Source organism: Enterococcus sp. DIV1304_2 (assembly GCF_050555445.1).
Taxonomy (GTDB): Bacteria; Bacillota; Bacilli; order Lactobacillales; family Enterococcaceae; genus Enterococcus_B; species Enterococcus_B pernyi.
On record NZ_CP187851.1, the window covers coordinates 3037501 to 3060132 of the forward strand.

Below are 22632 nucleotides of genomic sequence, written 5' to 3' on the forward strand. Positions count from 1 at the left end.
TACGACTTCACCCCAATCATCTATCCCACCTTAGGCGGCTGGCTCCAAAAAGGTTACCTCACCGACTTCGGGTGTTACAAACTCTCGTGGTGTGACGGGCGGTGTGTACAAGGCCCGGGAACGTATTCACCGCGGCGTGCTGATCCGCGATTACTAGCGATTCCGGCTTCATGTAGGCGAGTTGCAGCCTACAATCCGAACTGAGAGAAGCTTTAAGAGATTAGCTTAGCCTCGCGACTTCGCGACTCGTTGTACTTCCCATTGTAGCACGTGTGTAGCCCAGGTCATAAGGGGCATGATGATTTGACGTCATCCCCACCTTCCTCCGGTTTGTCACCGGCAGTCTTGCTAGAGTGCCCAACTAAATGATGGCAACTAACAATAAGGGTTGCGCTCGTTGCGGGACTTAACCCAACATCTCACGACACGAGCTGACGACAACCATGCACCACCTGTCACTTTGCCCCCGAAGGGGAAGCTCTATCTCTAGAGTGGTCAAAGGATGTCAAGACCTGGTAAGGTTCTTCGCGTTGCTTCGAATTAAACCACATGCTCCACCGCTTGTGCGGGCCCCCGTCAATTCCTTTGAGTTTCAACCTTGCGGTCGTACTCCCCAGGCGGAGTGCTTAATGCGTTAGCTGCAGCACTGAAGGGCGGAAACCCTCCAACACTTAGCACTCATCGTTTACGGCGTGGACTACCAGGGTATCTAATCCTGTTTGCTCCCCACGCTTTCGAGCCTCAGCGTCAGTTACAGACCAGAGAGCCGCCTTCGCCACTGGTGTTCCTCCATATATCTACGCATTTCACCGCTACACATGGAATTCCACTCTCCTCTTCTGCACTCAAGTCTCCCAGTTTCCAATGACCCTCCCCGGTTGAGCCGGGGGCTTTCACATCAGACTTAAGAAACCGCCTGCGCTCGCTTTACGCCCAATAAATCCGGACAACGCTTGCCACCTACGTATTACCGCGGCTGCTGGCACGTAGTTAGCCGTGGCTTTCTGGTTAGATACCGTCAAGGGGTGAACAGTTACTCTCACCCTTGTTCTTCTCTAACAACAGAGTTTTACGATCCGAAAACCTTCTTCACTCACGCGGCGTTGCTCGGTCAGACTTTCGTCCATTGCCGAAGATTCCCTACTGCTGCCTCCCGTAGGAGTTTGGGCCGTGTCTCAGTCCCAATGTGGCCGATCACCCTCTCAGGTCGGCTATGCATCGTGGCCTTGGTGAGCCGTTACCTCACCAACTAGCTAATGCACCGCGGGTCCATCCATCAGCGGCACCGTAAAGCGCCTTTCAAAACGAAACCATGCGGTTTCGATTGTTATACGGTATTAGCACCTGTTTCCAAGTGTTATCCCCTTCTGATGGGCAGGTTACCCACGTGTTACTCACCCGTTCGCCACTCCTCTTTCCCCGGTGGAGCAAGCTCCGGTGGGGAAAGAAGCGTTCGACTTGCATGTATTAGGCACGCCGCCAGCGTTCGTCCTGAGCCAGGATCAAACTCTCATAAATAAAAGTTAGAACAATCTTGCGATTGTTAAGCTCAATTGTTTGCTAGCATATTGCTTGCTTGTTAAAAATGTTTGTTGTCTTGAATTGAATCAAGACGCCCTACACATTTGGTTTGTCTTACTTTGTTCAGTTTTCAAAGGTCTACATGATAATTGAAACACAACTGCCTCAATTTATCATTTGTGATTGCCGTAGCAACTTTTATATCTTAGCAAACTCTCGAATGATTGTCAACTATTTTTTAAAAGTTTTTTGAACTCGTTTTTCACGAGGTCGTTTTAGCAACTCACTTATAATAACTTGTTGTTTGTTATTTGTCAATCACTTTTTTCGTTTTTTTCTTTGCGAAACTAACTTCAATCAGTGAATCACTCCAAAGCAACTTCGTTATCTTATCATGTGTCAACAAACATGTCAATCACTAATTTTAAGAATCGATTTGTTTGTTTTCCGTTCTTTCGAACAAATAATAATATACCAACATCAATTTTGAAAGTCAACTAAAAAAAGGCTGATTTATCAACATTTTTAAGAGAGTCGATCATTAAAAACAGGAAGCACAAAATCATTCGTTTTTTTCGTGTTTTTTCTCCTGTTTAAACTAGTTTCACTAAGATAATGTTCACCTTTTAATTTGTTTGATCAAATTTCTTTTTTTCTTACTATTGTTGTGTAAGCGTTCTCAATTTATTACTTCGTTTAAATGATGTTTCTCCTTGATTTACATCACTTTCTATTTTAGTTTCCTCCTTTATCTTAGATTTCCCTCCTTCTACCCCCTCTTCTTCTAAAATTTTCCTTAACAAAGCGCTGCTTTTATCTATTTATCTTTTTTTTTGCTAAAATATTAAGAGTAAACACATTAATCGATGGAGGATCTATTTATGAAAATATTAATCGCAGATGACGACAAGGAAATTGTTGAATTACTTAGTATCTACGTACACAATGAAGGCTACGAAGCAGTAAAAGCCTATGATGGAAAAGAAGCATTATCAAAAGTACGAACAATCCCTGATATTGAATTACTTATTCTAGATATCATGATGCCTGAAATGGATGGCATGCAAGTAGTAAAAGAATTAAGAAAAGAATCACAAATCCCGATCATTATGTTAACAGCGAAAACGACTGATATGGATAAAATCAAAGGATTAGTAGCTGGAGCGGATGATTACGTAACAAAACCATTTAATCCTCTTGAAGTAATGGCTCGTGTGAAATCTTTGTTACGTCGCACAAAAATGCAAGTGACACCAGATCAACCGGATGTCCTAGAAGTAAATGCCTTGATCATCAATAAAGACTCACATGAAGTCAAAACAATCGATGGAAAAGAAATCCAACTGACTGCCTTAGAATTTGGTATTCTATATCTCCTTGCAAGTCATCCTAACCATGTATTCAGTGCAGATGAGATCTTTGAACGTGTCTGGAAACAAGAAAGTATCGTTTCTGCTAAAACAGTAATGGTTCATGTTAGTCATCTAAGAGATAAAATTGAAGAAGCAACTGGCGGAGAAAAAGTCATTCAAACCGTTTGGGGAGTGGGCTATAAAATTGATGCAAGATAAAAAAGTGATCGAAAAACGACGCCGGATCAATCTGACATCTAAAGAAATCAGTGAATTATTAGCAGAAGGAATCATTACGATCATCCTTCTGCTTCTATTGAATGTAGCGATGTTGGTCATTATCAGTTCGATCATCAGTAGTTCACCTTCTTTGACAAACGCTATTTGGGATTCTAAAAATATCTTTGCCCAGCGTTTAGATAGTGATTTGTTTTGGAATGGTCGAAACTTCATTTTTCCTGTGTTCTTTCTATTAGATGTTGGTGTATTATACTGGCGATTGATTCGTCGCTACCGACAAATGCAATTGCGACACATTATTAGTGAATTGCATTATATCGCTAATGGCAATTATGACCATCGTATCCCTTTCGAATTAAGCGGCGATCTTAGTCGTGTAGTCAAAAGTATCAATGGCTTAGTGGACAGTACGGTAGCGGCGATTGAAGACGAACGTAAAATCGAAAAATCAAAAGACGAACTGATTACAAACGTCAGTCATGATATTCGCACACCTTTAACATCAATTATTGGCTATTTAGGTCTTATTGAAGATGGTCAATATCAAACAGAAGAAGATTTGTTGAAATATACTCACACTGCTTATGTCAAAGCGAAACAAATGAAATCATTGGTAGAAGATCTGTTCGAGTATACCAAGGTACGTCAGCCGGCGGTTCCTGTGAATTTTTCTGCATTTGATTTGATCCAATTGATTGAACAATTGGCAGCTGATTTTGAACTAGAAGCTTCTAAAAAGGATATTCAAATTTTTGTTGAATCTCCAATCAATTCACTGATCATGGATGGTGATACCGAAAAGTTGGTTCGCGTATTCAATAATTTATTAACCAATGCCCTAAAATATGGCAAAGGAGCTACTAAAATCATCATTGAAATTGAACAACTTGGTTCAGAAGTCATCGTTGTTGTCAAAAACAATGGTGCCATGATTCCTCAACAAGCCATTGACAATCTATTTGATCGATTTTACCGCGTGGAAGAATCCCGTTCACAAGAAACTGGCGGGACAGGGCTTGGTCTAGCCATTGCACAAAGTATCGTAGCATTGCACGGTGGCTATATCTATGCGAAGTCAGATCAAGATTGGACGTCTTTTATCATGCATTTCCCGCTTAAAAAAAATGAAAAGTTAGTCGGCAATCTGACAGAACATATTGACGGAAACTAAATTTTTCGCTATTCTTAGAATACAAATAGAAGAAAACAGTGAACCCAGTACATTTTATTTTTTTCAAGAGAGCTGATGGTTGGTGCAAATCAGTAAAAAATAATTTCGAAGTTCCAGTTCACCCAATGTGCCTTTCGAAATAAGAATGGTCGGCAACAGCCGTTATCTGTTTACAAGTGCAGTCTCTACAGACTGAACTTGGGTGGTACCGCGAAACTCAAACCAGTTCGTCCCAAGATATTTCTTTGGATGAGCTGGTTTTTTTTATATAAAAAAGGAGGAAAAGTAATGTTAGATATTAAAATGATCCGTCAAAATGTTGATTATGTACAAGAAAAATTAACGTCACGTGGCGTTAAAAAAGAAATCTTAGCGGAGTTCGTGGAGTTAGATGAATCTCGTAGAAAATTGTTGGTTGAAAGTGAAGAATTGAAGAAATACCGTAATGATGTATCTGCTGAAATCGCCCAATTAAAGCGTAATAAAGAAGATGCAACTGCGAAGATCGCTGAAATGAAAGAAGTCGGTGGGAAAATCAAAGCACTAGACGAAGAAGTCGCACAAGTTGATGAAAAATTACAACAAATCGCTACAACTCTCCCTAATTTACCTCATGATTCTGTGCCGGTGGGTAAAGATGAAGAGGATAACGTGGAAGCTCGTCGCTGGAGTGAACCTCGTCAATTTGCTTTTGAACCAAAACCTCACTGGGAAATTGCTGAAAATCTAGGTATTCTTGATTTTGAACGTGGGGCAAAAGTATCAGGAAGCCGCTTTGTTTACTATAAAGGATTAGGTGCTCGCTTAGAACGTGCCCTTTATAATTTTATGTTAGATCAACACGTCTATGAACATGGCTATACTGAAATGATGACACCTTACGCTGTAAACAGCCAAGCTATGTTTGGTACTGGTCAATTTCCTAAATTTAAAGAAGATGTTTTCCAATTAGCTGATACAGATTTAACTTTGATCCCAACAGCTGAAGTTCCTTTAACAAACTACTACAGCAATGAAATCTTAGCAAAAGAAGATTTACCTGTTTACTTCACTGCACTTAGCCCAGCATTCCGTTCAGAAGCAGGTAGTGCCGGTCGTGATACTCGTGGATTGATTCGTCTTCATCAGTTCAATAAAGTAGAAATGGTGAAATTCGCTGATGCAGAACATTCATATGAAGAACTTGAAAAAATGACCGCTGACGCAGAGGACATTTTGAAAAAATTACACTTACCTTACCGTGTTATGACATTATCAACTGGAGATATGGGCTTTTCAGCAGCGAAAACGTACGATTTAGAAGTATGGATCCCTGCACAAGATACGTATCGTGAAATCAGTTCTTGCTCAAACTGTGAAGATTTCCAAGCGCGCCGTGCGATGATCCGTTACCGAGATGCAGATGGAAAAATCCATTATGCACATACACTGAATGGTTCTGGTTTAGCAGTTGGCCGTACGGTTGCTGCCATCCTTGAAAACTATCAAAATGAAGATGGTTCAGTCACAGTTCCAGAAGTACTCGTGCCTTACATGGGGAACCTAAAAGTAATCAAATAAACAATAAAGCAGCTAAGTGATTCGTTGGCACGAATTGCTTAGCTGCTTTTTTTTGATCAAGAAGTTTGATTATGATTCTACAGAATAGTTTGGTGCTTCTTTCGTAATTTGTACATCATGTGGATGAGATTCTTTCAGCCCACTGCCACTCATTTGAATGAACTGTGCATCATCTCTTAATTGTTTTAGGTTTGCAGAGCCAACATAACCCATTCCAGATTTTAAGCCACCGATCATTTGGAAGAGAATATCTGCTACGCTTCCTTTGTATGCTACGCGGCCTTCAATACCTTCTGGCACTAACTTATTGGCTTCATTCGTGCCACCTTGGAAGTAACGGTCTTTTGAGCCTTTTTCCATGGCGCCTAATGAACCCATTCCACGATATGTCTTGAAGCGACGACCTTGATAGATTTCAAATTCACCTGGAGATTCATCGGTTCCTGCCAACATACTACCTAACATAACCGCATGTCCACCCGCTGCTAAAGCTTTGACGATATCACCAGAATATTTGATCCCACCATCTGCAATAATGGTTTTTCCATATTGGCGCGCAACTGAAGCTGCATCGTAAATGGCTGTTAATTGGGGAACACCCACACCAGCTACCACACGTGTCGTACAAATCGAACCAGGTCCGATACCTACTTTCACCACGTCAACACCAACATCGTATAACGCTTTTGTTGCTTCTGCTGTTGCCACATTACCGGCAATCAACGTTGCATCTTTGAAGGTTGTACGAATTTCTTGGATTTTACGGATCACGCCCGCACTATGTCCATGAGCTGTATCGATGACGATAGCATCTGCGCCAGCATCAAGTAACGCTTGGGCACGCTCAAATGTGTCACTCGTCACACCAACTGCTGCAGCTACCAACAAACGACCATGTTCATCTTTTGCTGCATTTGGAAACTCGATTACTTTTTCGATATCTTTGATCGTGATCAAACCACTTAATCGACCTGCATCATCAACGATCGGTAGTTTTTCGATTTTATGTTGTTGTAAGATTTTTTCTGCATCTTTTAGAGAAGTGCCTACTGGGGCTGTTACTAAGTTTTCTTTTGTCATGACTTCGCTGATTTCGATATGGAAGTCTGTAACAAAACGCATATCACGGTTTGTAATGATTCCTACTAATTTGCGGTTTTCCAATGTTTCGACGATTGGAACTCCACTGATACGGTATCTGCTCATTAATTCTTCAGCATCTGCGACCAAGTGTTGTGGTGTCAAGAAGAATGGGTCAATGATTACACCACTTTCAGAACGTTTCACTTTACGTACTTCGTCTGCTTGTTCGCTGATTGTCATGTTTTTATGGATGACACCTAGACCACCCTGTCTTGCCATAGCAATCGCCATTTTGCTGTCAGTAACTGTATCCATACTTGCACTGATGATAGGAATATTCAATTTGATATTTTTTGCTAATTGTACACTCATATCCACTTCGTTTGGTAACACGTGACTTTCTGCTGGTATCAATAAGACATCATCAAAAGTAAATCCTTTTTTCGTGAACTTTGTTTCCCAGTTGGACATTTTTAGTACCACTCCTCTTGTTTAGTTTATCTACTAAAATAATCGATTTTCTTTTGTAAGTCAACAACTTCTACTAATCCCTTGTTTTTTCTAAGGAACTACTCAGTGAATCCTAAAAAAAGAACGTACCAGCATAATGAAGCGTCTCCTAATGTTTGATCAAGATCAAATGTTAGTTAGCGCTTTCGTCTTACACTGCACGTTCTTTTTTCTTACTCAATATTTTTACTAAACTGAAACGAGTACACTTCAAGAAAGAAAAGATGCGATTCACTTTTTAAACATTTGCTTCGATCGATTCTTTGATCTTTTCAATCTCATTCAAATAATATAGTTTATAGGGAATGCTTAAGCCTTTTTTCTTCGTCTCTTCGTCAAGATACTTTTCATCGACATCGGTATACACAAATAAATCAGCAGTTAGTGTCTCTGGGTTTCTTGTATTATAGCTAATGAAATCCAGCTCGATTTCTGGTCCTAAAACAGACCGCATTTCTTTTTGAAACTTTCTTCCATGCCCAAGAATAAATTGTCCAGTTTTGATTCCGGCATAACCAAACAGAGGCACTCCGTCAGCATTGATAGAAAATATCCATTTGACTTTTTTCATATTCATTCACCCCTCATCGTTTAACTATCTCGCTCAACATGTTTTATAACATCAGTGATTATCTCTATTATTTGATAATAACACTCTTTTATTATTTTTTATAATAATAAAAGAGTGTTTTGAGATCATGGTCGTCACTGTCAAATCAATAGAAATAAACAATAAAAAAGAGAACGGGCAGCGTAATGCTAACACATTCTCTTCTTTATTGTTCGTCTCGTAAGTCACATAATTTCTAAGTCCAATAAATTATCTTCTTGGAACAGAAAGACTGCCAACGATGCCATATTTTTTCTTTAAATAGTAACGCAACGCAAGAGCTGCTGCACCGATGATGATGATCACTACTGGATCTAATAACGGGTTAACGATTGGTGGCAACAAGGTTGTTGCTGAAAAAGCAATGACCCAGATCAATGTCGTTCCACCCAAAATCAACAAGGTTTTACCCATTCCAGGTTTTTTACTACGATCAGCACCTGGATACTCATACTGGTAAATATACTTGTACATCAAGTAAAAGACCCATCCACCAATAGCTGAACCTAGTACAAGTGTGGTGATTCCATAAGCAGGCGTTGTTTCACGTGAAAACAATCCAGTGATTGCGATCATGACACTCAATAATCCGAGTAAGAGTAATGTATTGTCCAACCACATCAACGTTGGTGTCGAAGAAGTTTTCACTTCAACCGGTTTATTGATGATTGCTTCTGTTCTTTCAGATACCGTTCCAAATAATTGGCGGGCTGTTTTCCCACCTTTTTGTTCGGATACTAAAACGGGTAACATCTCATGCAAAGCCGTTACTTTTTCTTCTTCTGATAAATTCGCTGCTTCTAGCGACTTCTTTAAGTCAAAAATATATTGTTGATTACGTTTTGTTAGTTGTTCTTCTAACTGCGCATTTTCTTTTACGATTTCGCGTAACTGTTCTGCTTCCATTATTTTACAGTCCTCCTTAGACGCTGACGGTTGTCACAAAAGACATTTTAACATATCACATACACCGTATGATAGCCTTTTTATACATTAAAACGGAATAACATAACGTCGCCATCTTGAACGACATAGTCTTTCCCTTCTAATCGTACACGTCCGGCTTCTTTCGCTGCGTGCATCGTTCCGTATTGGTCTAAATCTTCAAATGAGACTGTTTCTGCACGGATAAAGCCACGTTCAAAATCGGTATGGATGATTCCTGCAGCTTGTGGCGCTTTGATTCCTTTTTTGAACGTCCACGCACGAACTTCTTGTTCACCTGCTGTAAAGTATGTTGCTAATCCTAATAGGTCATACGCCGCACGAATCAATTGATCCAACCCTGACTCTTCAATGCCTAATGCTTCAAGAAACTCTGCTTTATCTTCGTCATCCAGCTCAGCAATTTCTTCTTCTGCTCTGGCGCTAACGACAATCACTTCTGCGTTTTCTTCTGCAGCAAAATTGCGGACTGCTTGAACATATTCATTCGCATCTGCATTTGCTACTTCATCTTCTGCCACATTCGCCACATACAAGATCGGTTTTGTTGTTAACAAGAATAAAGATTTAACGATTTTTTGTTCTTCTTCTGTAAATTCGATCGAACGTGCTGAACGTCCATCTTCTAATACTGGTTTGATTTTCTCTAACACCGCTAATTCAGCGACTGCATCTTTATCTTTTGTTTTTGCAATTTTTGCCACACGTGTATAGCGCTTCGTCACTGACTCTAAATCTGCTAAGACAAGCTCTAGATTGATCGTATCGATATCTGCTAAAGGATCGACACGTCCTTCTACGTGTGTGATGTTGTCATCGTCAAAACAACGAACGACATGACAGATTGCATCTACTTGTCGAATATGACTTAAAAATTGGTTTCCTAATCCTTCACCTTTACTTGCCCCCTTAACGATTCCAGCAATATCTGTAAATTCAAAGGTTGTTGGTACAGTTTTCTTTGGTTTTACTAATTCTGTTAAACGTTGTAAACGCCAATCAGGTACTTCAACCATTCCAATATTTGGATCAATAGTCGCAAAAGGATAGTTGGCAGCCTCTGCTCCCGCCTTTGTAATTGCATTGAACAAAGTTGATTTTCCTACGTTGGGTAAACCCACAATTCCAGCAGTTAATGCCATAAATTCATTCACTCTTTCTCTACATTTTTTTCAAGTACTTTTTTCATTTTTTTCTCAAATTCTCGACGGGTCATCATCACGATATGACCGCAATTCATACATTTGATTTTGATATCAGCGCCCATTCGGATGATCTCCCAACGGTTCGTTTGACAAGCATGAGGTTTTTTCATTTCTACGATATCATGTAAGTCGTACATAACATAGCCTCCCTCTGTTTATTCTTCATCAAATTGAATATTTAGAATATCAAGAATTCTAGTTAAATCATTTTGTGAAAGATATTCGATTTCGATTTTACCTTTCCCATTCTTTTCTTGGATGGCGACACTTGTTCCAAATTTATCCATCAAGCGATCTTCACTCTCACGGATATAATACGGTTTTTCCTTTGCTAAACGTGGGATTTTTTTCTTTTCTTGCCCATCATTTTGATTCAGCTCGGAAACAATCTGCTCTAATTGTCGAACCGTTAGATTTTCTGTGACGACACGATTGGCTAATTTTAATATCAATTGTTTATTTTTTAATCCAAGTAACGTACGAGCTTGTCCCATAGATAATCGTTGATCTTGGACCATTTCTTTCACTAAATCAGGCAATGTCAATAAACGCAAATAGTTTGCGATATAAGGACGACTTTTCCCTAAACGACTTGCGACTTCAGCTTGTGTCAACTTTAAGTTCTTCATCAACATCTCGTAAGCTTCTGCTTCTTCTAAAGGATTCAAGTCTTCACGTTGTAAGTTTTCTAAAACTGCAACTTGCATCATCGCTTCTTCGTCGAAATCTCTGACAATTGCAGGAATCGTTTCTTTGCCAGCTAACTTAGACGCCCGGAAACGACGTTCACCTGCGATGATCTCATAACCTTTCACCGACGAACGACGAACAATGATCGGTTGAAAGACGCCGGAGTACTCGATCGAGTTCGCTAATTCTTGCAATGATACTTCTTCAAATGTTTTACGTGGTTGATACGGATTAGGACGCAATTCGTTTAGTGGCAACTGAATAACAGTTTCATCTTTCACGTTGACTGTTTCTAAATTTTCCAAATCTTGAAACAGCGCGTCGATTCCCCGACCTAGTCCTTTACTTTTCTTCACGATCGACCACTTCCTTTGCTAATGCTTGATACACTTCAGCGCCTCTGGAACGCGGATCATAATCAATGATAGGTTTTCCATGACTTGGTGCCTCTGACAAACGAATGTTTCGAGGAATCACTGTGTCATACACTTTTTCACGGAAATACTTCCGTACTTCTTCCACCACTTCATTCCCTAGATTCGTTCGAGCGTCATACATCGTCAATAACACGCCTTCGATTTCCAATTCAGGGTTGAAGTGTTTTTGTACCAAGCGAACAGTATTCAGCAGTTGACTTAACCCTTCTAACGCATAGTATTCACACTGCACAGGGATCAAAATCGAATCACTTGCAGTAAATGAGTTGATGGTTAGATGACCTAAAGATGGCGGACAATCAATTAAAATGTAGTCATACTGATCGTTGACTTCAGCCAGTGAACTTTTTAAACGTGATTCTCTTGCCATCATTGAGGTCAATTCAATTTCCGCTCCCGCTAATTGAAGAGTGGCAGGCACAATACTCAAGTTTTCATGTTCAGTAGCAATTGTCGCTTCAGCAATTGGTAACTCATTGACTAATACATCATAAATATCTTGTGTCACATCAGGTTTACGAATGCCTACTCCGCTAGTGGCATTTCCTTGTGCATCCATATCTACTAGCAACACTTGTTTACCTAAACTGGCTAAACAAGCACCTAGATTTACAGTTGTCGTTGTTTTACCAACGCCGCCTTTTTGATTTGCAACGGATATAATTTGTGCCATCTCTTCTCCTCCTACTTGATTGGTTGCTTATTCGGCAACCCAGGTTTTCTTGGATACTTCTTCGGTGTTGGTTTCTTCTTCTGTATAATCAGAATGTGGCGTTTGTCCGAGATTTTAGGTAGTTCAATTGCTTGCTCTCCGATAAATTTACCACCTAATTGCGCAATCGCTGGTTTCGCTTCTGCCAATTCTTCTTCGCTTTTCGCAGCTTTCAGTGCATAGAAATAGCCCTCTTGTTTCACTAATGGTAAACACAGTTCCGTCAATACATTCAAACGTGCCACTGCACGAGCAGTCACAAAATCAAATGATGCACGGAATTGCGGATTTTGCCCAAATGTTTCTGCACGATCATGATAAAGAGATGCATCGATTTCTAATTGATTCGTTAACTCAGTTAAAAAAGTGATTCGCTTATTCAAGGAATCAACAATCGTTATTTGTAACTCAGGAAAAGCAATTTTTAAAGGAATACTTGGGAACCCAGCTCCTGAGCCGACGTCACATAAAGTCAGGCCAGTTGAAAAATCAACATCAAATGCCAATGTCAATGAATCATAAAAGTGTTTTAAGTAAACCTCTTCTCGATCAGTGATCGCCGTCAAATTCATTTTTTCATTCCACTCGACTAATAAATGAAAATAACGGTCAAACTGCGCCATTTGCTTATCTGATAAATGAATGTCTTTTTCTGCCAAGACTTGGCGAAATTCTTCTGGTGTCATAATTTGTCCTTTCATTGTGAAACAGCTAATTGTTTCACAGAATCTCTTCCTACTTTAACGCAAAATGAGCTGAGTTGCAATCTTTCTATATATAAATTTAAAGGAGGTTATGCCAAATTCGGAAGTAGGTAAATTCTACTTCTAAAATAAAAAAATAATCAGCCCTCGGACAACACAAAAAGAGTGTTCTGCCCGTTGCTCACACTCCTTTATTTTCTATTATTTAGTTAGACAACAGTCACTTCTCAATAGGGCCTTTATCGATCGTTCACTTTTGTAGCAAGTGTTAGAACAATTGATTCGCTAATTCTTTGTCCTGAGCCACCATTTCATTAATCTTTTGGGTAATTTCATCGGCGAGTGTTTGAAACTGTTCTGACATCTGATCAATTTGGCGAATCTTATCTCTAAATTCCTGTGTTGGTTCATCGACAATCTCCCATTTTGTACAATCCACTTCGGCTAATGTTTCAATTACCTCGTTATAAGTTAAATGCGGCGTATAATTGCGTATTCTTCTCAACCAGTCATTCCATAACTCTTCCAACTCCGTGATCCCGTTTTGGTAAATCACGCGAACATTGCCCATCGCCTCATCAAATTTACTTGCTGCGGTCCGTACGACAGCCAATGCTTGGCTATCCTCTAAATAAATTTTTTCTGACCGAGAAAGTCCGCCACCACTTGCAGTCAGCTTCTGCTGTAACTCTTTTAAGGTCAAGAATTCTTTGATTTGAACCTTGAGCCACTCATTTTCTTCTTTCAAACGCTTGATTTCATCTAGCGTATGTTCGCCACTGACTGCTAGTAGTTTGATCGTTGCTTCGTTTTCAAAAAGTGTTTGTTGCCACAAAGTTGGGGCTAAAAATATCCCCCCATTGCCATCAACGTATACGATGATCTGGCCATGCTTATCGATATAATTTCCCTCTTCATCCGTTCTGAATTGATCCAGCGAATGGCCAAATGTTTCCCAGCCCGAATTATCGATTCCAAAACTATTGATTGGAAGCATCCCTTTCCCACCAGTGAAAAGCCCACTCGTGACGACATCCGAAGTGTCGTAGATATTGATCAGGGTACCGGGATGATTATCAAATAATGCTTGTGCAAGCCCTGGTCCTGCCGCGCCGTACGTCACACTGTCATAACCATTGAGCCCTGCGACAAAAAGTGCTTTAGCTCCACCTAACGAGTGCCCAGTCGTTGAGATCGTATAGCCAGCTGATTTGGGATACTGCTTTTCAATTTCACGGGCATAGTTTAAAGCGGAGAAAAATGCGCCATCTGGATGTTTATTACTTCGACCAATTTCCTCAAGGTTTGTGTGCCAATCTTTGAGCGAAGTCGTGCCAGCATAGGCAATCGTCAGGTTTTTGGTGATGACGGAGTCGGGGAAGCCAGGGACTTTTTTTAATTGCTCTTCATTGTACCCAAGATATTCCTCTTTTATTTTAGCAACTACCATTGCTTGCATACTATTTTTCTTTGGCTTAGATTCATTACCGATTTTGTCTTTATTTGTATCTACTGTTTTTATGACTATATAAGGGATTTCTTTTACTAGATGATTTACTTTTATCAATCCATCTTCAACTTTATACACAGAATCAGATAGCCACCTATTTTGATCCATCAATCTATCCCTCCTTCGTAATAGATAATTTGTTCATCTGCCATAATCGAATTAATTTTTTCTTTTCTTTTTGTAATATAATAAGGACCAGTTCCAGTGCTATCAGAAATCATGTATATAGGTTTATTTGTTTCTGCGGAAATAGTACTTAAACTTACTTCCTCCTCATATACTCCATTTACAGTGAAATAAATGGTCAAAAAATTCATCGGACTCACTGAATATCCAGTAAATTCAATTTTAGTTATCTCCGCATATTCTCTGACCTCCAACAATGCTTTCAAATATTCTTCTGTTGTCATTTCTCCTTGTCCATGGTCATATTTCCTGAAGATTTCTTCTTCTTTTTCTCGATTGTTTATATAGAGCCGATAATTGTTATACACATAATTTGCCAGATCTTTCTGTATTTCCAGCAATTCTTGGCGATCTTCTTGTCTCTTATGCATATACATTTTTCCTCCGATTCCTCCTAAGATAATTATTACTAACACACCTAGCCAATATCGTTTCTTCATATATCCTCCTTTCAGTTAGCTACTATTTTTGTCGATGCTTCACAATAAGATACGTATACTTCATTTTATTCTGCGATCTTATTTTAACATTTAGTTATTTTATGTATACTTATAGAGAGAAAGATAATTATTGTGACGTATGTTCGTCTATAAAGCTCATCTCAATTGATTATAACAAAAATAAGGAGGTTTTTTAGATCGAAGCAAAAATAAAATTGTTATTTTTAAGATTTTTAATGCTACTATCTTGCTTACTTTTTTCTCGATGGTTTTTCATGCGTTATCTCTACTATTATTCTATTACACTTTTCCCACCATCTGGCCCTGTCGATTTTTGGGTTCCTTTCTTCTTAGTGATAATTATTGCACTGTCCCTTTATGTCACTTTACAGTGTGTTTTTACTAGAAAAATCTATCGGGAATGGCTAATCTTTTTTTCTTTTCTCTATCTCTCTTTTCTCATTTATTTACTTTTCTTGAAAAACATTGGGATACGAGGAATGGAACTTCAGCTTTTTTCGTGGGTGAAGGATTTGATTTCCGGTGATCCAATGATTGTGCTGTTTAATTTTTTGATGTTTCTTCCGCTAGGCTGGATTTTACCATTGAGTTGGAAGAGTAGTTGCTTGGTCATTTTATCTGTCTTAGGAGTTGAATGGATTCAATATTTCTTTTACCTAGGGATCTTTGATTTGGGCGATGTTGTTGTAAATACTTGTGGGTTTCTTTTAGGCGCATGTATACATAGATGGCTGATCAGTCAATGGAATATCCAGGTTTCTTCTTTTTTACATAAGTAATTTACTCTATGTTCTTTCTAATAAAAAAAGAGCCGACGAATCAATCATTCGTCAGCTCTTTCTTTGTTTAGTGCTTTATTTAAGCAGATGTTTCCACTTTCGCAATCTTCCCTTGTTCAATATAGACCATCAAGATGCTTAGGTCCGCTGGATTGACACCGCTGATGCGGCTTGCTTGTGCGATGGTTTCTGGACGGATTTTTTGAAGCTTTTGTTTTGCTTCCGTTGCTAATCCGTTGATCGCAGCGTAGTCAATGTTTTCTGGGATGCGTTTGGCTTCCATCCGTTTTAGTTTTTCTACTTTTTCTAATGCTTTTTTGATGTATCCTTCGTATTTTAGTTGAATTTCAACTTGCTCGATTTCTTTACGTGTTAATTCTGGATTTTCTGGAATAAATCGTAACAGATCGGCATAACTGATTTCTGGACGGCGCAAGAAATCACTTGCTAGTACACCATCTTTTAATGGTGCAGCATTTAATTCTGCTAAAAAGGCTTGGACTTCTGCTGTCGGTTTGATACGAACGTTCATCAAACGTTTGATTTCTTGTTCAACTGCTGCTTTCTTTTTCAAGTAAGCAGCATATTGATCTTCTTTTACTAAACCGATCTGGTGACCCATTTCTGTTAGGCGCAGATCAGCATTATCATGACGAAGAAGTAAACGATATTCTGCTCGGGACGTCAGTAAGCGATAAGGTTCATTCGTTCCTTTCGTGACTAAATCATCGATCATGACACCGATATAGCCGTCACTACGTTTGATGACTAATGGCTCTTTTCCTTGAACTTTCAATGCTGCATTGATTCCTGCAATCAGCCCTTGTCCCGCTGCTTCTTCATATCCACTTGTCCCATTGGTTTGACCGGCCGTATAAAGATTTTCTACGACTTTCGTTTCTAATGTTGGACGCAACTGGTGTGGTTCGACCACATCGTACTCAATGGCATAGCCCGTACGCATCATCTCTGCTTTTTCTAATCCAGCAATCGAATGCAACATATCCACTTGGACGTCTTCTGGAAGTGAAGTTGAAAGCCCTTGAACATACACTTCTTCTGTATTCAATCCTTCTGGTTCTAAAAAGAGTTGATGACGTGGTTTGTCTGCAAAACGGACGATTTTGTCTTCAATTGAAGGACAGTAACGTGCGCCGACGCCTTCAACGATTCCTGTAAACATTGGTGCGCGGTGTAGATTGTCACGAATGATTTGATGGGTCGTTTCACCTGTATAAGTCAACCAACAAGGTTCTTGTTCTAAGTTATAGGCACTGTCCGGCGTGGCAAAGCTAAAATGATTTGGCTCCTTGTCCCCCGGTTGTTCTTCTGTGACAGAGTAATCGATCGTACTTGATTTCACACGTGGAGGCGTTCCGGTTTTAAAACGATCAATGGCAAAACCTAATTCTTTTAAATGATTGGCTAAACCAATTGATGGTTGTGAGTTATTCGGACCAGACGAATATTTTAATTCACCGATAATAATCTCACCACGTAATGCGGTACCCGCAGTGATAACGACTGCTTTTGAACGATAGCTTGCACCGGTTGAAGTGACTACACCACGACAAACCCCATCTTCAACGATCAATTCTTCGACGATTCCTTGTCTTAACGTCAAATTGTCTTCTTTTTCAATTGTATGTTTCATTTCATTGGCATAGGCATGCTTGTCTGCTTGTGCTCGTAATGCTCGGACAGCAGGTCCTTTCCCAGTGTTCAACATTCTCATTTGAATGTATGTCTTATCAATATTTTTACCCATTTCGCCGCCTAGTGCATCAATCTCGCGAACGACAACGCCTTTGGCTGGACCGCCGACGGAAGGGTTACATGGCATAAATGCCACCATATCTAAATTGATCGTTAATAGTAACGTTTTTGATCCCATACGTGCAGCAGCCAAAGCGGCTTCTGAACCAGCATGTCCTGCGCCGACAACGATCACATCATATTCTTCTGCTTGATAATGATTCAAGAACTGTTCCTCCTTTATTTTCCAAGACAAAATTGACTAAACAATTGTGTGATCAATTCATCTTGGACACTATCTCCTACGACTTCACCAAGGTAATCCCAACAGCGAGTCATATCCATTTGAACGAGGTCAACAGGCATGCCCGCATCGATTCCTGCGATCACTTCTTGTAAAGAGATGGCCGCTTTTTCGAGCAAGGCAATATGACGGGTATTGGATACATAAGTTGCATCTCTTTCGCCAGTTTGCCCGCCAAAGAACAACTCAGAGATGGCCATTTCTAATCGGTCTAACCCTTCATTATTGGCAACCGAAACAGCGAATACTGGTTCATCCTCGATCAATGATAAAAGCTTGTCTTCCTCTAATTGTTTCGGTAAATCAGTTTTATTCAATAGAATGATCCGCTTCAATCCTTTTGTTGCTTCCAACAACTGTTCATCTTCAATTGTCAACGGCTCGCTTTGATTCAAGACAAGTAAGATCAATTCAGATTCTGCCAAAGCTTTACGACTACGAGCAACACCGATTTGTTCCACGATATCTTCTGTCTCCCGAATACCTGCTGTGTCGATCAGTTTCAACGGTACGCCACGAACATTGACGTATTCTTCAATCACATCTCTTGTCGTTCCCGCAATATCTGTCACGATGGCTTTTTCTTCTCGTAATAAATGGTTCAGTAAGCTTGACTTACCAACGTTTGGACGACCGATGATGGCCGTACTTAATCCTTCTCGTAAGACCTTGCCTTGTTGTGATGTTGCTAAAAGAACTTCGATACGTTGTTGGATCATCTGCGCTTTTTCTAATAGAAGTTTTGTCGTCAATTCTTCGACATCATCATATTCAGGGTAATCGATATTCACTTCGACTTGTGCTAATGTCTCTAAAATTTCTTGTCGAAGGGAACGGATCAATGCAGACAGATTCCCATCTAATTGGTTCAACGCGACACCCATCGCCTTGTCTGTTTTGGCACGGATCAGGTCCATGACTGCTTCAGCTTGGGATAAATCAACTCGTCCATTTAAAAAGGCACGCTTTGTAAATTCTCCTGGCTCTGCTAAACGTGCGCCTTCTCTTAATAGAAGCTGTAAAATTTGATTGACGACAACGATGCCCCCATGACAATTGATTTCTACAACATCTTCTCGGGTAAATGTTCGTGGTGCGCGCATGACGGATACCATGACTTCATCGACTAATTGTTCACTTTTGGGATCGACGATATGCCCATAATGAATCGTATGACTAGGAACATCCAACAACTGTTTATTGCCACTTTGATAGACTTTATTGGCAATGGTCAGCGCTTGATCACCGCTTAAACGCACAATACTTATCGCCCCTTCTCCGGGTGGCGTAGAGATTGCTGCAATCGTATCAAATTCTAAGGTTATTTCAGCCATTTTTTCACTTCCTTTTTCATTTTACGCACAAAAAAAGTGCCCACTTCACCCTTTGCAATAAATGGTGAACTTCGCACTTTGACTGCTTGTTCTGTTTAAATTCTGGTCATAGACTATCATATCTAATTCTAGTAATCAAGCTTTTTTGTTTATTTTTATGAGAGTCACTAATCAATCTTAAACTTTTTCTGCACAGGATTCTTTTGATTGAAACTATCATTAGATCACTCTCTATAGAAGTAAATCTACTCTTATATCTTTATCTTTGTTCCAAAAAACGTTACACTTAAATGGTAACGGTATCTACATACTTTTTCTTTACCGAAAGGAGCAAAAATTATGGCCCAATTTAAGCCTAGTGCAGTAGACGGAGTAGATGATCCACGAATCAATGAAGTGGTGTTATCGACAGGGAATATCAATCAAAAATATATCGTCAGAGATATCGTATTTGTCGCAGAATGTATTGAAGGAGACTTATTCGACCCTACATTCAATAGTGATGACATGTTCTTGACAACAAAACAAAAATTAAAAAAGAAAGTGTTAGATTATGGCGCAAATGCAGTCATCAATTGTCACTTTGAATATCAACAAAAACCCCGAGATGGCAAACAGATCATCGAACTTTTTGCTTACGGTACCGTGATCCAATTTGTCCAGACAACGATTGGCTGATCACAAAAAAACGTGCAGAGCTTTCGCTCTGCACGTTTTTTCTACCAAAGTAAAGACTACCATCGTATACTCCGATAAGAATGATTTCTAATAAAATATACTTTGTTTGGAAAAGTTTGTCAATCTGATCGCAAGATTTTGATTCTTCTCTTCGTAATCGCTATTTGGCTGGTTCGACAACTAAGTAACGATATGGTTCATCACCTTCTGAGTGGGTTTGTACCCCCTCATGTTTACTTAACGCCGCGTGGATTTGTTTGCGTTCAAACGCAGGCATCGGTTCTAAAAATACAGGATGTCCCGTACGCAAGACTTTTTCTGCGGTGCGTTCAGCTAAACGTTGGATGATCTCTTGTCGTTTTTCACGATAGTTGCCCACGTTTACCACGACAGAGAGTTTATTACCGGCTACTCGATGAATGAACACTTGCGCCAAATATTGCAAAGCATTTAACGTTTTTCCATGTTTGCCGATCAACAGACCTTGTTTATCCGTTTCTAAATGGAAGACGATCAAATTCGCTTCTCGTGTCATTTTTACTACAGCTGGTGCATTTAGTTGCTGGGAGATCTCAGTGAGATAGGTTGCTAATTCCGATAAAGCTGCTTCGTCACCTAATTCACTTTTTTCTTCAATCAAGTCCTCAGGTTCGATTTCACCCGTATCTTCTGTTTGAACAGATGTTTCTTCCAACACTTCTTCTACGGTTTCTTCGATCGTTTCAGAGACAACTTCGCTGATATTCGGTTCGATTGAAAGTTTGGCATTTCTTTTTCCCATTCCGAGAAATCCTTTTTTTCCTTCATCAAGTATCTCAATAGCGACTTGCTCTTTTGCTAGTCCTAACTCATTCAATCCAATTTCAACAGCTTCATCTACGGTTGCAGCTTCATAAATCGGCATTTGCATTCCCTCCCTTATTTTTTACGTTTTTTCTTAGGACTTTGTGCCTTACGCAAAGCACGTTCTTTTTCACGGATGCGTTGTGCTTCTTCTTCACGCTCACGTTTGATTTTAAATGGATTGTTGATCAATAGTGTTTGGAACACTTGGAAAGCATTTGATACTACCCAGTATAGTGAAAGTCCACTGGCTAAATTGACCCCCATAACTAAGATCATCACTGGCATCGCAAAATTCATGACTTTCAATGAAGCATTCGATTCCACTTGGCTCATGCTTGATAAATACGTACTTGCAAATGTAAAGATGGCAGCCAACACTGGTAAAATAAAGGTTGGGTCAGCGTTCCCTAAGTTCAACCACAAGAAGTGACCTTGACTCAACGCAGGAACACGAGAAATTGATTGCCATAAAGCCATTAAGATTGGCATTTGTACTAATAAAGGTAAACAACCTGCATATGGGTTTACACCATTTTCAGCATATAACCGTTGTTGTGCTTCTCTTAACTTACTTTGTGTTTCAGGATCTTTTGAACTATATTCTTGTTGGATCGCTTTTAGTTTTGGTTGAAGTTCTTGGGTCTTACGCATACTTTTTGTTTGGAAATGCATTAATGGTAATAAAATTACGCGAATGATGATCGTGAATAAAATGATCCCGATCCCAACATTTCCAAATGACAATGCTTTAATCGCTTCTGCAAAATAATAAACAATGTAGCGATCCCAAATTCCTGTACTTTGTGCGCTGACTTCTCCAGTTCCACAACCGGATAAGACGATGATCAGACCGACAAGCCCGGCCATCAAAAGTAAACGTTTGTATTTCTTCACTTACTCTTTTCCTCTCTGTCGATTATTTTTGCAAGCTTTAAGACGTGGACTAAGTTGGAGCGAATCTCATCGTAAGTCAATCCTTTAATGCTTGGTCTAGCAATCACAATAAAATCTAATTCCGGCTCAATCTCTTCTTTCAATGAATAGATCGCTGCACGGATCTTTCGTTTTACTTCATTGCGACATACAGCGTTTCCGACTTTCTTACCTACAGATAAGCCAACACGAAAATGCGGTTGTTCCTTCTTTTCTAAACGGTACACGACAAACTTACGGTTAGCAAAGGAAGCGCCGGTTTGAAACACCGCTTGGAACTCTCGTTCTTTTTTCACTCGATACGCTTTTTTCATTCGTTTTCTTTCCTTTTCTATCTCTCACTTACGCTCCCAATCATACCATATTTCCTATAAGTCTTTCACCTTTTCCTCTAAAAAAGGGCATAAAAAAAACCACTGTAACCCCAGTGGTCTAAGCTGAAAGAACTTTTCTTCCTTTACGACGACGGCTAGCTAAAACACGACGTCCATTTTTAGTACTCATACGTTTACGGAATCCGTGAACTTTTTGACGTTTACGTTTATTTGGTTGGTATGTTCTTTTCATCTTGTTCCACCTCCAGAAATTCTTATCTACATGTACATGAATTAAACACAGACATACTTTGATAGTATAACGAGTACTTAGGTGATTTGTCAATATAAAAAAAAGCTTTTATTCGAAAATACTTCTCTCATTTTATCCACAACGGTATTTTTCGCGCTGTGTTTTCAATGTGGATAAAGTTATACACAGAAGTTTTCCACAGTAATTTACCCTTAGTTTTTACACAGAATAAACAGCTGAAAATAAGTAATCCACAATTCCATAATTTCCTGTGCATTGATTTCTGTAAGTACTGTCATTATTACTTTTTTTATCCACAACCCACTGGGTAAATCTCTAGTTTTACACCACTTATCCACCTGTTGATTACTCTTGTGGATATCTTTTTTTCCTCCCTGTGTTTTTCTTCTTTTTTTTTCTTCTGGATAATGTGGATAATTGTTATAAAAAATTTTTTTCTTTTCTTTCTGTGGAAAACTTTTGTAAAAAATGCTAAATTAGTACTAGCTATTTACTTTTAATGAAGGAGGAGGCCTTGT

General features: G+C 39.5%; 21 protein-coding genes, 1 rRNA gene and 1 other annotated feature (1 of these 23 only partly in view). Of the genes, 5 read left to right on the forward strand and 17 right to left on the reverse strand.

The window, feature by feature from the left end; all coding sequences use genetic code 11:
• Window positions 1–1518: ribosomal RNA gene (locus IGJ14_RS13995) — 16S ribosomal RNA — on the reverse strand (it extends 43 nt beyond the left edge of the window).
• An 884-nt stretch (window positions 1519–2402) separates the two neighbouring features.
• Here IGJ14_RS13995 and IGJ14_RS14000 point away from each other — a divergent pair.
• The 3 genes from IGJ14_RS14000 to serS all read left to right on the forward strand — a co-directional run bounded on the left by IGJ14_RS14000 (window position 2403) and on the right by serS (window position 5844).
• Window positions 2403–3092: a response regulator transcription factor gene (locus IGJ14_RS14000; protein ID WP_010734587.1), complete on the forward strand. Its 690-nt coding sequence runs from the start codon at window positions 2403–2405 to the stop codon at window positions 3090–3092.
• Window positions 3079–4284 (forward strand): sensor histidine kinase, encoded by a 1206-nt coding sequence (locus IGJ14_RS14005; RefSeq protein ID WP_023520586.1) that lies wholly within the window; start codon window positions 3079–3081, stop codon window positions 4282–4284. Before IGJ14_RS14000 ends, IGJ14_RS14005 begins: the two co-directional genes overlap by 14 nt.
• A gap of 25 nt (window positions 4285–4309) precedes the next feature.
• Window positions 4310–4522: a binding site (T-box leader), on the forward strand.
• 50 nt (window positions 4523–4572) lie between these two features.
• Window positions 4573–5844, forward strand: coding sequence for a serine--tRNA ligase (gene serS, locus IGJ14_RS14010; protein ID WP_019722876.1), 1272 nt, complete (start codon window positions 4573–4575; stop codon window positions 5842–5844).
• A gap of 69 nt (window positions 5845–5913) precedes the next feature.
• Here serS and guaB read toward each other — a convergent pair whose 3' ends face one another.
• The 10 genes from guaB to IGJ14_RS14060 all read right to left on the reverse strand — a co-directional run bounded on the left by guaB (window position 5914) and on the right by IGJ14_RS14060 (window position 14876).
• On the reverse strand, window positions 5914–7398 hold the full coding sequence (gene guaB, locus IGJ14_RS14015; protein ID WP_010734584.1) for an IMP dehydrogenase: 1485 nt from the start codon (window positions 7396–7398) through the stop codon (window positions 5914–5916).
• A 277-nt stretch (window positions 7399–7675) separates the two neighbouring features.
• Window positions 7676–8008: a hypothetical protein gene (locus IGJ14_RS14020; RefSeq protein ID WP_019722877.1), complete on the reverse strand. Its 333-nt coding sequence runs from the start codon at window positions 8006–8008 to the stop codon at window positions 7676–7678.
• Between the two features lie 249 nt (window positions 8009–8257).
• Complete coding sequence (locus IGJ14_RS14025; RefSeq protein WP_019722878.1) at window positions 8258–8953, reverse strand: DUF1129 domain-containing protein; 696 nt, start codon at window positions 8951–8953, stop codon at window positions 8258–8260.
• Window positions 8954–9033: 80 nt separating this feature from the next.
• A complete protein-coding gene (gene ychF, locus IGJ14_RS14030) occupies window positions 9034–10134 on the reverse strand; it encodes a redox-regulated ATPase YchF (RefSeq protein ID WP_010734581.1) in 1101 nt (366 codons plus the stop codon).
• 8 nt (window positions 10135–10142) lie between these two features.
• A complete protein-coding gene (locus tag IGJ14_RS14035; RefSeq protein WP_010734580.1) occupies window positions 10143–10334 on the reverse strand; it encodes a DUF951 domain-containing protein in 192 nt (63 codons plus the stop codon).
• 18 nt (window positions 10335–10352) lie between these two features.
• Window positions 10353–11243, reverse strand: coding sequence for a ParB/RepB/Spo0J family partition protein (locus tag IGJ14_RS14040; RefSeq protein ID WP_010734579.1), 891 nt, complete (start codon window positions 11241–11243; stop codon window positions 10353–10355).
• The gene (locus IGJ14_RS14045) at window positions 11230–11997 is read right to left on the reverse strand and encodes a ParA family protein (RefSeq protein WP_010734578.1); all 768 of its coding nucleotides are present in this window, start codon (window positions 11995–11997) and stop codon (window positions 11230–11232) included. Before IGJ14_RS14045 ends, IGJ14_RS14040 begins: the two co-directional genes overlap by 14 nt.
• 11 nt (window positions 11998–12008) lie before the next feature.
• Entirely contained in the window at window positions 12009–12722 is a 714-nt protein-coding gene (gene rsmG, locus IGJ14_RS14050) for a 16S rRNA (guanine(527)-N(7))-methyltransferase RsmG (RefSeq protein ID WP_010734577.1), read from the reverse strand.
• Window positions 12723–13008: 286 nt separating this feature from the next.
• Window positions 13009–14358 carry a lipase family protein gene (locus IGJ14_RS14055; protein WP_019722880.1) on the reverse strand — a complete coding sequence of 450 codons (1350 nt, stop codon included), beginning with the start codon at window positions 14356–14358 and terminating at the stop codon, window positions 13009–13011.
• Entirely contained in the window at window positions 14358–14876 is a 519-nt protein-coding gene (locus IGJ14_RS14060) for a hypothetical protein (RefSeq protein WP_019722881.1), read from the reverse strand. Before IGJ14_RS14060 ends, IGJ14_RS14055 begins: the two co-directional genes overlap by 1 nt.
• Window positions 14877–15151: 275 nt before the next feature.
• Between IGJ14_RS14060 and IGJ14_RS14065 the strand changes: the two genes are divergently transcribed.
• Complete coding sequence (locus tag IGJ14_RS14065; protein ID WP_029593983.1) at window positions 15152–15676, forward strand: VanZ family protein; 525 nt, start codon at window positions 15152–15154, stop codon at window positions 15674–15676.
• Between the two features lie 79 nt (window positions 15677–15755).
• On the opposite strand, the gene mnmG is transcribed toward IGJ14_RS14065, so the two are convergent.
• Together mnmG and mnmE are read right to left on the reverse strand one after the other, a co-directional pair.
• Window positions 15756–17657 carry a tRNA uridine-5-carboxymethylaminomethyl(34) synthesis enzyme MnmG gene (gene mnmG / locus IGJ14_RS14070; RefSeq protein WP_019722883.1) on the reverse strand — a complete coding sequence of 634 codons (1902 nt, stop codon included), beginning with the start codon at window positions 17655–17657 and terminating at the stop codon, window positions 15756–15758.
• A 14-nt stretch (window positions 17658–17671) separates the two neighbouring features.
• Window positions 17672–19069, reverse strand: coding sequence for a tRNA uridine-5-carboxymethylaminomethyl(34) synthesis GTPase MnmE (gene mnmE / locus IGJ14_RS14075; RefSeq protein WP_019722884.1), 1398 nt, complete (start codon window positions 19067–19069; stop codon window positions 17672–17674).
• A gap of 339 nt (window positions 19070–19408) precedes the next feature.
• On the opposite strand from mnmE, the gene IGJ14_RS14080 reads away from it, so the two are divergent.
• On the forward strand, window positions 19409–19747 hold the full coding sequence (locus IGJ14_RS14080) for a heavy metal-binding domain-containing protein (RefSeq protein ID WP_010734567.1): 339 nt from the start codon (window positions 19409–19411) through the stop codon (window positions 19745–19747).
• Window positions 19748–19907: 160 nt separating this feature from the next.
• Here the strand turns inward: IGJ14_RS14080 and jag are convergent, their stop codons facing one another.
• The 4 genes from jag to rpmH all read right to left on the reverse strand — a co-directional run bounded on the left by jag (window position 19908) and on the right by rpmH (window position 22093).
• Entirely contained in the window at window positions 19908–20651 is a 744-nt protein-coding gene (jag, locus tag IGJ14_RS14085) for an RNA-binding cell elongation regulator Jag/EloR (RefSeq protein WP_019722885.1), read from the reverse strand.
• A 14-nt stretch (window positions 20652–20665) separates the two neighbouring features.
• The gene (locus tag IGJ14_RS14090; RefSeq protein ID WP_010734565.1) at window positions 20666–21487 is read right to left on the reverse strand and encodes a YidC/Oxa1 family membrane protein insertase; all 822 of its coding nucleotides are present in this window, start codon (window positions 21485–21487) and stop codon (window positions 20666–20668) included.
• A complete protein-coding gene (rnpA, locus tag IGJ14_RS14095) occupies window positions 21484–21840 on the reverse strand; it encodes a ribonuclease P protein component (RefSeq protein WP_010734564.1) in 357 nt (118 codons plus the stop codon). Before rnpA ends, IGJ14_RS14090 begins: the two co-directional genes overlap by 4 nt.
• A gap of 118 nt (window positions 21841–21958) precedes the next feature.
• Entirely contained in the window at window positions 21959–22093 is a 135-nt protein-coding gene (rpmH, locus tag IGJ14_RS14100; protein WP_002293121.1) for a 50S ribosomal protein L34, read from the reverse strand.
• Window positions 22094–22632: the final 539 nt, after the last annotated feature.

Bases quoted from the DNA above. Each gene is read 5' to 3' on its own strand.
- IGJ14_RS14065 (WP_029593983.1), top strand. From the start codon at position 15,152: ATGCGTTATCTCTACTATTATTCTATTACACTTTTCCCACCATCTGGC.
- IGJ14_RS14035 (WP_010734580.1), bottom strand. From the start codon at position 10,334: ATGTACGACTTACATGATATCGTAGAAATGAAAAAACCTCATGCTTGT.
- IGJ14_RS14045 (WP_010734578.1), bottom strand. From the start codon at position 11,997: ATGGCACAAATTATATCCGTTGCAAATCAAAAAGGCGGCGTTGGTAAA.
- IGJ14_RS14080 (WP_010734567.1), top strand. From the start codon at position 19,409: ATGGCCCAATTTAAGCCTAGTGCAGTAGACGGAGTAGATGATCCACGA.
- rsmG (WP_010734577.1), bottom strand. From the start codon at position 12,722: ATGACACCAGAAGAATTTCGCCAAGTCTTGGCAGAAAAAGACATTCAT.
- jag (WP_019722885.1), bottom strand. From the start codon at position 20,651: ATGCCGATTTATGAAGCTGCAACCGTAGATGAAGCTGTTGAAATTGGA.
- rpmH (WP_002293121.1), bottom strand. From the start codon at position 22,093: ATGAAAAGAACATACCAACCAAATAAACGTAAACGTCAAAAAGTTCAC.
- IGJ14_RS14000 (WP_010734587.1), top strand. From the start codon at position 2,403: ATGAAAATATTAATCGCAGATGACGACAAGGAAATTGTTGAATTACTT.
- IGJ14_RS14025 (WP_019722878.1), bottom strand. From the start codon at position 8,953: ATGGAAGCAGAACAGTTACGCGAAATCGTAAAAGAAAATGCGCAGTTA.
- IGJ14_RS14055 (WP_019722880.1), bottom strand. From the start codon at position 14,358: ATGGATCAAAATAGGTGGCTATCTGATTCTGTGTATAAAGTTGAAGAT.
- ychF (WP_010734581.1), bottom strand. From the start codon at position 10,134: ATGGCATTAACTGCTGGAATTGTGGGTTTACCCAACGTAGGAAAATCA.
- serS (WP_019722876.1), top strand. From the start codon at position 4,573: ATGTTAGATATTAAAATGATCCGTCAAAATGTTGATTATGTACAAGAA.
- guaB (WP_010734584.1), bottom strand. From the start codon at position 7,398: ATGTCCAACTGGGAAACAAAGTTCACGAAAAAAGGATTTACTTTTGAT.
- IGJ14_RS14020 (WP_019722877.1), bottom strand. From the start codon at position 8,008: ATGAAAAAAGTCAAATGGATATTTTCTATCAATGCTGACGGAGTGCCT.
- IGJ14_RS14060 (WP_019722881.1), bottom strand. From the start codon at position 14,876: ATGAAGAAACGATATTGGCTAGGTGTGTTAGTAATAATTATCTTAGGA.
- mnmE (WP_019722884.1), bottom strand. From the start codon at position 19,069: ATGGCTGAAATAACCTTAGAATTTGATACGATTGCAGCAATCTCTACG.
- rnpA (WP_010734564.1), bottom strand. From the start codon at position 21,840: ATGAAAAAAGCGTATCGAGTGAAAAAAGAACGAGAGTTCCAAGCGGTG.